Genomic DNA, 895 nt, shown 5'->3' with positions numbered 1-895 from the left:
GGACTGGCGATGAACCGCTCGGCTGTCAGCTCGGGGCGGTTCAGATAGCCCCGCGCGACCCCCGCCCCGCCAATGTAGAGCTCACCCACCGCCCCGAACGGCACCGGCTCGCCATGACCGTCCAGCAGATAGAGCCGAAGATCGGGAATGCGTCTTCCGATCAGACCACCCGGTCCGGACGAGTCAGACTGGCCAAGAGACCGATAGGTCACATGCACGGTCATTTCCGTGATGCCGTACATGTTGATCAGTTGTGGCGCGTGACCGGAATATCTCCCAGACCATGACCTGAGCATCGACGGGTCGAGCCTCTCACCACCAAAGATCACGTATCGAAGTCGGTTCGGAACACTGCTGTGAGACTCCACATCCATCAGAGCTCTAAAAGCTGAGGGGGTCTGGTTCAGAACTGTGACGCCATATCTGCGGATTAGCTCATCGAATGCTGAAGGCGCGCGAGCAACATGCCCGGGCACGAGCACCACACAGCCGCCATGGCGTAGCGCCCCCCACAACTCCCATACTGAGAAATCGAACGAGAAGGAATGGAACAGACACCATACGTCGCGTTCATTGAAGCCAAACCAGTGCTGCGTCGTCTCGAACAAACGAACAATCTGAGCATGCTCAACCATGACGCCCTTGGGCGTGCCGGTGGAGCCCGACGTGTAGATCACATAGGCCAGATGGTGCGGACCCAGGCCCAGCGCGCGCGCATCCGGATCCGATGACGGCTGCCCGGCCCACGCCGGCGACTGCGCCTCCAGCTCCACCAGCCCCACGCCAGCGAGCGCCTCCTCGCCCAGCGCCGCACGCCCCGCCCCATCGGCCAGCACCAGCCGCGGCGCCGCCTCCCCCACAATCTGCCGCAGCCGCGCGCACGGATACGCCGCAT

1 protein-coding gene is annotated in these 895 nt (G+C 63.2%); it reads right to left on the bottom strand.

Annotated elements, in window-relative coordinates; all coding sequences use genetic code 11:
* Positions 1-895: AMP-binding protein (locus AB3X94_RS41755; protein WP_368614463.1), on the bottom strand; the 895-nt coding region annotated here is incomplete at both ends.

Source organism: Paraburkholderia sp. BR10923 (assembly GCF_040948765.1).
GTDB classification, from domain to species: domain Bacteria; phylum Pseudomonadota; class Gammaproteobacteria; order Burkholderiales; family Burkholderiaceae; genus Paraburkholderia; species Paraburkholderia youngii.
This window is presented reverse-complemented; position numbering and strand designations above follow the sequence as displayed.